The organism is Bradyrhizobium sp., assembly GCF_049586575.1.
GTDB lineage: Bacteria > Pseudomonadota > Alphaproteobacteria > Rhizobiales > Xanthobacteraceae > Bradyrhizobium.
On sequence record NZ_JBAVCF010000042.1, the window covers coordinates 1 to 9324 of the forward strand.

Sequence of the window (9324 nt, forward strand, 5' to 3'; positions counted from 1 at the left end):
AGCCGGCCGCGGCATGACACGAATGTCAGAACCGGGCCCCAGGCTCCCGGGCGCTAAGCAGGCGCCTCGACGATTTCAGTCACACGTGGAATGAGACGCCATCACTGCGGACGGCTGAGCGAAGCCACCGGCATCTTGCCGGCGCTGGCGGTGCGCGGATCGTCCTTGCGGCTCAGCATCTGCTTGAGGTAGGCGACATTGGCTGCCGCCTCGTCGGCGGGGAGATCGGCGCGAACGATCTGCTCGGCCTCCGCAAAGCGGCCTTGCAGGCCGATCACCAGCGCCAAATTCTGCCGTACCCGCGCATCGGCCCGGGCGCTGGCATAGGCCTGGCGAAGCGCTTCCTCCGCCTTCGGCAGATCCTTCGACAGAACGTAGGAAAGACCGAGGTTCGAAAGCACCGTCGGCTCGTCGGGGACGATCTTCAGCGCGCTCTCGTAATAGCGGCGGGCTTCGTCGTGGCGGCCGAGTTGATCGAGCGCGGTTCCCTGCACCGAGAGAATCCGCCAATCGGGATTATCCGGCGAGTGCGCGCGGCTGAGTACGTCGAAGGCCTGCTGGAAATTACCGTTGTCCACCAGCGCCCGCCCATAACCCGCAAGCAGCGCCTTGTCGCCGGGATGGGCAATGGTGGCCTGCTCCAGCACGGCAGCCGCCTGGCTGCGTTGCCCAGAGGCCCGCAGCGCCTGGCCATAGGCGAGGGCTGCTTCGGGATTTTTGGGGTCAGCGCGGTAACGCTCGCCGGTGACTTCCACCGCTTGGCGCGGGTCGGTAGCGGAAGCTGCCGATGACCTCGGCGATATGGATCCCGTGATATCAGACATGGTCTGGCAGCCGCCAAGCCCGGCGGCCAAAATCGCCGTCATGGCTGCGGATGCAAGAAGCCGGGCAAAACCAGGTTGCTGACGCATGGCACGGACTCACGGATATCGGCCGGCAAACCGGACCGAATTGGCCCAGCAATAGTCTGTTAACCCTAATGCGGGGTTAACGCGGAACGCGGGCCCGGCCCGGTCGCTTCCGCGATTTCTGATGCCAAGTTCTGATGCCAATTTCTGATGCCAGGAGTCTCCGGGCCGACAAGCGTCGGCCCGTGCCGGCTACTTGTGGTGCTTGCGCAGATAGGCGTGAAGCGAGTCTGTGCCGGTCTCCGCCAGCAGGGTCTTCAGCATCATGTCCTTGCGACGGCCTTTTGCGAAGTGGTCGCCATAGGTCTTGCGAAGCGAGCCAACGCGCGTGTTGCCGTGCTTCTTGTCGATGCGGCCTGTCGTGTCGCGATGTCGGCCGTCCAAAGCTCTCTTAGCCATTTTTGACACTCCCCTGCTGACCGAATGCACGAGGCTATCAAAGCTGCGCGGAAACGTGTAGATGGCGCTGCCGTTCGCTCTGGTTTGGCGCCGTATGCCATTGTAGAATTTGGCTGGCTGGCAATGTCGGACCTTCTGCAAACGTCTGTCCTGCCGAAAATCGAGAGAAGCATGCCTTCAGCGTTCGAGACCGCACCTGCGACGTCCGCCATTCCGATTACGTTTGCGACGAAGGCGACATGGGAGGCGATCTCCGCCGGTCTTCCTGAACCCTCCTCCCGGCAATTCGCCCGAGCCAACGGATTTGCGGCAAAGCCGGGAGCCTATCTGGCGCTCCCAGCGGCCGACGGTGAGATCGCGCAAGTCGTTTTCGGCCTGGAGGACGAGGCCGCCAAATTCCGCGATCCATTCAGGCCCGGCCAATTGCCAGGCCTGCTGCCGCCCGGAATTTATCGTTTCGCCAACGTTGCGGCCGATCGCGCGCATCTTGCGACGCTCGCCTTCGCCCTCGGCTGCTATCGTTTTGGCCGCTACCGAAAACCGGAATCACCCGAAGTGAGCCTCGTGCCGCCGGGCGGCGTCGATGTCGCCGAGATCACGGAGATGGCGGACGCTGTCACGCTCGCGCGCGATCTCATCAATACGCCGTCCAATGACATGGGACCGGAAGAACTGGCGGAGGCCGCGCAAGCGCTGGCAAAGCGGTTCGATGCCAGTTTCAGCTGCGTGGTCGGCGAGGATCTGACGCGACAGAATTTTCCCTTGATTCACGCCGTCGGTATGGCATCGGCCCGCGTCCCGCGCCTGATCGATTTCACCTGGGGCGACCCATCCCATCCCAAGGTGACGCTGGTCGGCAAGGGCGTCTGCTTCGACACCGGCGGGCTCGATCTGAAGCCTTCCGGCAGCATGCTGCTCATGAAGAAGGACATGGGCGGCGCCGCCAACGTACTCGCTTTGGCGCAGATGGTGATGGGAGCCAGACTCAAGGTACGGCTGCGAGTGTTGATCCCTGCCGTTGAGAATGCGGTCGCCGGCAACGCCTTCCGCCCGCTCGATATCTTCACCTCGCGCAAGGGCCTCACGGTCGAGATCGGCAATACCGACGCCGAAGGGCGGTTGGTGCTGGCCGATGCGCTCGCGCTTGCCGACGAAGAAAAGCCTGATCTGTTGATCGATCTCGGCACCCTGACGGGCGCGGCAAGGGTTGCGCTCGGCCCCGACTTACCGCCGTTTTACACCGAGGACGACACGCTGGCCGAAGCGCTCTCGGCTTGCGCTAAGCAGGAGCACGATCCGCTGTGGCGGCTGCCGTTGTGGCCGCCTTACGATAGCTGGCTCGATTCGAAGGTCGCCCACATCAACAATGCACCGTCGGGTGGCTTTGCCGGCTCGATCACCTGCGCGCTGTTCTTGCAGCGCTTCGTCGAGGCCGCCAAGAGCTGGCTTCACGTCGATATCTACGGCTGGACGCCGACCGCCAAACCGGGCCGGCCGGAAGGCGGCGAGTGCCAGGCGGCGCGCGCGATCTATCGCCTGTTGAGCAACCGCTATGGATGATCCGCGCATGACGCCGGCCAGGGCTGACCTGGCCGCGAAATATCTCGAAGGCAAAGTCGAGGCAGCGCGCTTTGCGACCGGCGAGGAATTTGAAATCTCGGATGCACTGGCGCCGCTTCGCCGCTCGCCATCCTCCGGCGCGGAACTCCTGACGCAGGCGCTGAGGGGCGAGCGTGCGACCATCTATGACCGCAACGGTGAAGGCTGGGCCTGGGGCCAGCTCAACGGCGACGGTTATGTCGGCTGGTTGCCGGATCAGGCGCTGAAAAAGCCCGCTGGCCAACCAACGCACAAGGTCATCGCCTTGCGGACCTTTGCCTTTCCAGGCCCCTCGATCAAGCTGCCGCCAGCCGAGACATTGGCGATGGGGAGTTTGCTGACGGTGCTGCGCGAGGAAGGCTCATTCGCCGTGACAGGCGAAGGCTGGCATCTTCCCCGACAACATCTCGGCCCAACGGGCAGCCAAGCATCCGATTTCGTCGCCGTCGCGGAGGAGTTTGTCGGCACACCTTATCTGTGGGGCGGCAAAAGCAGTCTCGGAATCGATTGTTCGGGACTGGTTCAGGTGTCGCTCACCGCCGCCGGCACCGGCTGCCCGCGCGACAGCGACATGCAGCAAGAGGGGCTCGGCAAAGCGCTCGATCCGCGCGACACAAAGAAGCTCAAACGCGGCGATCTGATTTTCTGGAAGGGCCATGTCGCCATCGTCCGCGATGCGAACACCGTCGTGCATGCCAACGCGTATCATATGGCGACCAAGATCGAGCGCACACAGGACGCGATCGCGCGCATCAAGGCGAGCGGCAGCGACGTCACAGCGATCAAGCGACTGGACTGATATCTGAGATACGTCCCCTCGATGAAGATCGTCGCGATATCCGGTAGCCTTCGTTCCGCGTCTCACAACACGGCGGTGCTCGAGGCTATCAGGCGTCTTGCGCCTCCTGATGTCGCCATCGGGCTGTTTGACGGGATCGGAAAGCTTCCGTTTTTCAATTCCGACATCGAGGCAGAAAACCTGCCGGAAGAAGTCGTCGTGTTTCGGCAAACTATCGGCGCCGCGCTCTCCCTTTCAGGGAGAGGTGAAAGAGATCAATCCAGTTTTACTTCCATGCCGCGCTTGACCGCAGGCCGCGCCATCAGCACTTCGTACCAGCGCTTGACGTTGGGAAAATCAGAAAGCTCCACCTTGTGTCGCGGATGACGCCAGGCCCAGCCGAGGATTGCGAAATCCGCAACCGACAGCGCGCCGGCGACGAATTCGTGAGCGGCGAGGCGCCGGTCGAGTACGCCATAGAGCCGGCGGGTCTCGGCCATGTAGCGCTTCAGGCCATAGGCGCGGTCCTGCTCGTTCTCCAGCGCAATGAAATGGTGCACCTGCCCCGGCATCGGCCCAAAGCCGCCCATCTGCCACATCAGCCATTCATAGACGGGAATGCGATCGGCCAAGGGTGAGGGCAGGAACTTGCCGGTCTTCTCACCGAGATAGAGCAGGATCGCGCCGGATTCGAACACGCTGACGCGTTTGCCGCCAGGGCCGTCCGGGTCGACGATGGCCGGGATCTTGTTGTTCGGACTGATCGCCAGAAACGACGGCGCCATCTGCTCGCCCTTGGTGATGTTGACCGGAACGACGGTGTAGGGCAGCCCCATTTCCTCGAGCGCAACGCTGATCTTGCGGCCATTCGGCGTATTCCAGGTGTGCAGTTCGATGGTCATCGGGAATCCTTAGGGGGCGTTGATCAAGGCGTTGGCGAGGAGCCTTTGGTAGCATCGACCCCGGCCCCCGGGAATGCCGCCAAATACCTACCCGCCTTGCCGATTCCGGGATGCCCAGAACTTCGCCAATTTGGGGGATTTGCGGGCCACCGCGCTGTTGACGGCACCGGTTCCGCTCTGGAATTAGCGCCCATCCACGAATAGATTGCGCCTCCCTGCCGGAGATCATCTTTGTCCAAATCCGCTTCCCGCGCCCGCCTCGTCGAGATCATTCGCAAGCGCTCCTTTGGGCGCGGCGAAATCACGCTGGCCTCAGGGCGCAAAAGCAATTTCTACTTCAACCTCAAGCCGACCATGCTGGATCCGGAAGGCGCGGCATTGCTGGCCGAGTTGACCTATGAGGCCCTCAAGGACGACGGCCTCGATTATATCGGCGGACTCGAAATGGGCGCGGTCCCGCTGGCCGGCGCCGTCGCGCAACTGTCCTGGCTCAAGGGCCATCCGATCGCGGCGTTCTTCGTGCGCAAGAAGCCGAAAGAGCATGGCGCAAGGCTCGCAGTCGAAGGCCTCGCCAGGAACGAGACCCTGCACGGCAAGCGCGTGGTCATCGTCGAGGACGTTACCACGACCGGCGAATCGGCGCTGAAAGCGGTCGAAGCGGTACGCGATGCCGGCGGCGAAGTCGTCCTGGTGCTGACGATGGTCGATCGCGAGGAAGGCGCCGTCGAAACTTTCAGCCAGGCGGGCCTCGCCTTCCGTTGGCTGTTCAGGGCGAGCGAGTACCTGAAGGACTAACGCGGCGAGGCGATCGAGGGTATCCAAAGGAGCAGTTTCTTTTGCCATCCCGCGCCCTTGCTCATAGCTCGTTTACCATCCCGCACTAATGTTGAACTGTGCCCGGCAGTGAGCTGCCGTGGCGGGGTTTTCGCGTCGGGTGGAGTAAGCGTTGCGTACCGAGTTGAGCTATCTGCGCATGCGGCGCCGCATGTTGCCCGCTGCCGCCCTCCTTGTCGCCGGCATCGTTGGGCTTACGCCACAAGCGGCGTCCGCCGAAGGGCTGTTCGACCTGTTTTTTGGCGGTTTCCAGAAACAGCACCAGGCATCGCCACAGGCGAATTTCTTTGCCGATCCCTCCCAGCAACCCGCATCGCCACGGCCGGTGGCCTCCAGCGGGGGCCCGGCTTTTTGCGTGCGAAGCTGTGACGGCAAGTATTTTCCGCTGACGCGCGGCAACGCCTCGCCGGTGCAGATGTGCCAGGCCTTTTGTCCGGCGAGTCCGACCAAGGTCTTCTATGGCAGCAATATCGACAACGCGACGAGCGTGAGCGGCGAGCGCTATGCCGACAGCGAAAATGCTTTTGCCTATCGCAAGGCACTGCGCGCCGACTGCACCTGCAATGGCCGCGACGCCGCGGGCCTCGCGCCGGTCGACCTGACGATGGATAGTTCGCTGCGCGCCGGCGACGTGATCGCCACCACCGATGGGCTCGTCGCCTATTCCGGCATCAAGGTCGGCAACAACCAGAATCCGGAATTCATCCCGGTCGCCTCCTATCCCGGCCTGACGGCCGGGGTGCGGGCACGGCTCGGCGAGATGAAAGTGGCGCCGGTCGCCGCCGAAGCAATCAACGACGAAGTGCCAACCAGCAGCTATGTAGCGGCGCCCAATGCGCCAGCGCTAAAGCCGGCCTTGCGCGACAAGCGCGCCGAATTGAACTAATCGTCGTTCGAGACGCGATGCGACTCCTCAGAACGAGGTCCGACGAAGTCTCACCTTCCGACGATGACGCCGATCACGTTCGGCGCCGCGCGGTATTTCTCCTCGATCTGCGCTCGCGCCGCTGCGCGGTTTTCCGGCGTGAGCAGGCCGCGTTTCTCAGCCAGGATCATCCAGCAATAGCCCCACCAGTCCGTCAGCATGCCGTCATCGTCGACAAGGTCATAGCCTTGTTGGGCGGCGAACAGGCGCGCATGCGCCTCATCGAGCGAATCCAGGAAAACGTGGTCGGCGTCGGAAAACAGATCGTCGCTGATGTCGTCGGCGGTGTAGCCCCAGACCGACTGGCAGACGGCGTTGAATTCGCGGTCGATCGCATCGTCATCGACGATCTGGCGGCGGGAAGTTTTATGCAGGCGCGACAGCGACCGGGCGAAGTCGGCAATGCGGGTGAGCGCGAATTGATCGAAGGCAATGGTGGACATGTAGTCCTCGAAATCTCGGATAGACCATAGATGTTGTGTCGGACGCATTCCGAATCACAATGATATATCAAAGGCTTGCTAAAGTGTTCTTAATTTGTTCCCGACCCAGCCGAGACTCATCCCCTTAGTAGAGACTGGTTTTGGAAGGAGTGAAGAATGCTAGGGCGCGACATGATCCGAAATGCCATCGAGTTAGGTCGCCAGAAGGGTTTCGTGACCTTCGATGAACTCAACGAGCTGTTGCCCGCGACCACGACCGCGCCGGAAGACATCGAGGCCGTGATGGCGGCTTTAAGTGATGAAGGAATAAACGTTGTTGAGGGCGAAGGACCATAGTCCAGATCAGGCATCAGCCTGTTGAATCGGCCCGGTCCTTGCTTGAAAATCATGCACATAAGGCCTCGCCGCGGCTTCACGCGGGTTTCGATCCGCCTGCAAGGTGCGTATCATGAGGTCAGTCGCGGGATTCGCATTTTGCCAGAGCCCTCACTCCCAGTGAATTTGTCGGCGGCGGGCCAGCCCATCGATGAGCTGGCGCTGTCGGAAATCAAGAGCGCCATCCTTGCCAAGCTCCGGCTCGCCATCGGCAAGGATGCCGGCATGGCCACCAGGCACGACTGGTACAAGGCCGCAGCGCTCGCATTGCGCGATCGCATCGTGCACCGCTGGCTGACGGCGGACAAACAGAGTTACGACTCCGGCCGCAAGCGCGTCTATTACCTCTCGCTCGAATTCCTGATCGGTCGTCTTTTCACGGACGCGCTGAACAATATGGGACTCCTGGCGCTGTTCGAGGCGGCGCTGGGTGATCTCGGCGTCGACCTTTCCGATTTGCGCAAATGCGAACCGGACGCCGCTCTCGGCAATGGCGGACTCGGGCGGCTCGCAGCGTGCTTCATGGAAAGCATGGCGACGCTCGGTGTTCCCGCGATCGGTTACGGCATCCGCTACGATTTCGGCCTGTTCCGCCAGATCATCAACAACGGCTGGCAACAGGAATATCCCGACGAATGGCTGAGCTTCGGCAACCCCTGGGAATTCCAGCGGCCGGAGGTGGTCTATCTCGTCCATTTCGGCGGTGGCGTCGAACACGTCGACGACAAGGGACGCGACCGCGCGATCTGGCATCCGGCCGAAACCGTGCAGGCGATCGCCTACGACACGCCGATCGTCGGATGGCGCGGCCATAACGTCAACGCGCTCCGGCTGTGGTCGGCGCGCTCGCCTGATCCGCTCCGGCTCGACGTCTTCAACACCGGCGATTACATCGGCGCGGTCGCGGAAGAAGCGCGCGCTGAGTCGATATGCAAGTTCCTGTACCCGAATGACGAGAGCCCTGCAGGCCGCGAACTGCGGCTGCGCCAGGAATATTTCTTCGTCTCGGCCTCGCTACAGGATCTGGTCAAGCGTCATCTTGAAGCCGATGGACCGTTGCGCGGTCTTTCGCAGAAGGCTGCCGTCCAGCTCAACGACACCCATCCAAGCCTTGCCGTTACCGAGCTGATGCGCATTCTGGTGGACCTGCACAATTTCCCCTGGGAATCTGCCTGGCAGATCACGGTCGCGACGCTGTCCTACACCAATCACACGCTGTTGCCGGAAGCGCTCGAGACCTGGCCGCTGGATCTGTTTCAGCGGCTGTTGCCGCGCCATCTCGAGATCATCTACCGCATCAATGTCGGCCATCTTGCGCTTGCCGAAGAGCGCTGCCCGGGCGACGTCGATTTCCGTGCCTCCGTCTCCCTGATCGACGAGAGATCTGAAAGGCGCGTGCGAATGGGGCAACTGGCCTTCGTCGGATCGCATCGCATCAACGGCGTCTCGGCGATGCATTCCGAACTGATGAAGGAGACCGTGTTCCACGATCTCAACCACCTCTATCCCGGCCGCATCACCAACAAGACCAACGGCATCACCTTCCGCCGCTGGCTGATGCTCGCCAACCCGAAGCTGACGGAGTTGCTGCGCGAGGCTTGCGGCGACGCGGTGCTCGACGACCCCACCCGGCTTGAGCTTCTTGAAAAGAACGCTGGCGACAGCGCATTTGCCGAGAAATTCCGCGGCGTCAAGCATCACAACAAGATCGCGCTGTCGCGCCTGATCGGGGAAAAGATCAATATCAAGGTCGATCCGTCGGCGCTGTTCGACGTGCAGATCAAGCGCATTCACGAATACAAGCGGCAACTGCTCAACATCGTGGAAGCGATCGCGCTCTATCACGCGATCAAGGACAATCCGCAAGGCAACTGGGTGCCGCGCGTCAAGGTCTTCGCCGGCAAGGCGGCGGCAAGCTACCGCTACGCCAAGCTGATCATCAAGCTGATCAACGACGTCGCCGAGATCGTCAACAACGATCCCGTGGTCGCCGGACGGCTGAAAGTGGCGTTTCTGCCCGACTACAATGTCAGTCTGGCCGAAGTGATCATTCCGGCAGCAGACCTCTCCGAACAGATTTCCACCGCCGGCATGGAAGCTTCCGGCACCGGCAACATGAAGCTCGCGCTGAACGGCGCCATCACCATCGGCACGCTGGACG

At 62.1% G+C, this 9324-nt stretch carries 10 protein-coding genes and 1 pseudogene; 7 read left to right on the forward strand and 4 right to left on the reverse strand.

All coding sequences use genetic code 11. From position 1 onward, the window contains the following. Positions 1–101: 101 nt before the first annotated feature. Both WB528_RS01470 and WB528_RS01475 read right to left on the reverse strand, forming a co-directional pair. Positions 102–911, reverse strand: a complete 810-nt coding sequence (locus tag WB528_RS01470; protein WP_423886657.1) for a tetratricopeptide repeat protein — start codon at positions 909–911, stop codon at positions 102–104. A 189-nt stretch (positions 912–1100) separates the two neighbouring features. Continuing rightward, positions 1101–1307, reverse strand: coding sequence for a hypothetical protein (locus WB528_RS01475; RefSeq protein WP_423886658.1), 207 nt, complete (start codon positions 1305–1307; stop codon positions 1101–1103). Positions 1308–1478: 171 nt separating this feature from the next. Here WB528_RS01475 and WB528_RS01480 point away from each other — a divergent pair, with 171 nt between their 5' ends. The 3 genes from WB528_RS01480 to WB528_RS01490 are packed head-to-tail and all read left to right on the forward strand — an operon-like array spanning position 1479 to position 4071. Then, positions 1479–2867 (forward strand): leucyl aminopeptidase family protein, encoded by a 1389-nt coding sequence (locus tag WB528_RS01480; RefSeq protein WP_423886659.1) that lies wholly within the window; start codon positions 1479–1481, stop codon positions 2865–2867. Continuing rightward, positions 2860–3705, forward strand: coding sequence for an NlpC/P60 family protein (locus WB528_RS01485; protein ID WP_423886660.1), 846 nt, complete (start codon positions 2860–2862; stop codon positions 3703–3705). The genes WB528_RS01480 and WB528_RS01485 overlap by 8 nt, the downstream gene beginning before the upstream one ends. A 21-nt stretch (positions 3706–3726) precedes the next feature. After that, positions 3727–4071: an NADPH-dependent FMN reductase gene (locus WB528_RS01490; protein WP_423886661.1), complete on the forward strand. Its 345-nt coding sequence runs from the start codon at positions 3727–3729 to the stop codon at positions 4069–4071. On the opposite strand, the gene WB528_RS01495 is transcribed toward WB528_RS01490, so the two are convergent. Next, positions 3960–4586 (reverse strand): glutathione S-transferase family protein, encoded by a 627-nt coding sequence (locus tag WB528_RS01495; RefSeq protein WP_423886662.1) that lies wholly within the window; start codon positions 4584–4586, stop codon positions 3960–3962. The genes WB528_RS01490 and WB528_RS01495 overlap by 112 nt on opposite strands. Before the next feature lie 231 nt (positions 4587–4817). Between WB528_RS01495 and pyrE the strand changes: the two genes are divergently transcribed. Together pyrE and WB528_RS01505 are read left to right on the forward strand one after the other, a co-directional pair. Then, on the forward strand, positions 4818–5381 hold the full coding sequence (gene pyrE, locus WB528_RS01500; protein WP_423886663.1) for an orotate phosphoribosyltransferase: 564 nt from the start codon (positions 4818–4820) through the stop codon (positions 5379–5381). A 151-nt stretch (positions 5382–5532) separates the two neighbouring features. Then, entirely contained in the window at positions 5533–6306 is a 774-nt protein-coding gene (locus WB528_RS01505) for a DUF2865 domain-containing protein (RefSeq protein ID WP_423886664.1), read from the forward strand. 50 nt (positions 6307–6356) lie between these two features. Here the strand turns inward: WB528_RS01505 and WB528_RS01510 are convergent, their stop codons facing one another. Continuing rightward, complete coding sequence (locus WB528_RS01510) at positions 6357–6788, reverse strand: hypothetical protein (RefSeq protein WP_423886665.1); 432 nt, start codon at positions 6786–6788, stop codon at positions 6357–6359. 156 nt (positions 6789–6944) lie between these two features. Between WB528_RS01510 and WB528_RS01515 the strand changes: the two are divergent. Together WB528_RS01515 and WB528_RS01520 are read left to right on the forward strand one after the other, a co-directional pair. Continuing rightward, positions 6945–7115: pseudogene (locus tag WB528_RS01515) on the forward strand (RNA polymerase sigma factor region1.1 domain-containing protein); the annotation flags it as partial. 147 nt (positions 7116–7262) lie between these two features. Then, on the forward strand, positions 7263–9324 hold a 2062-nt coding region (locus WB528_RS01520), incomplete at its 3' end, for a glycogen/starch/alpha-glucan phosphorylase (RefSeq protein ID WP_423886666.1).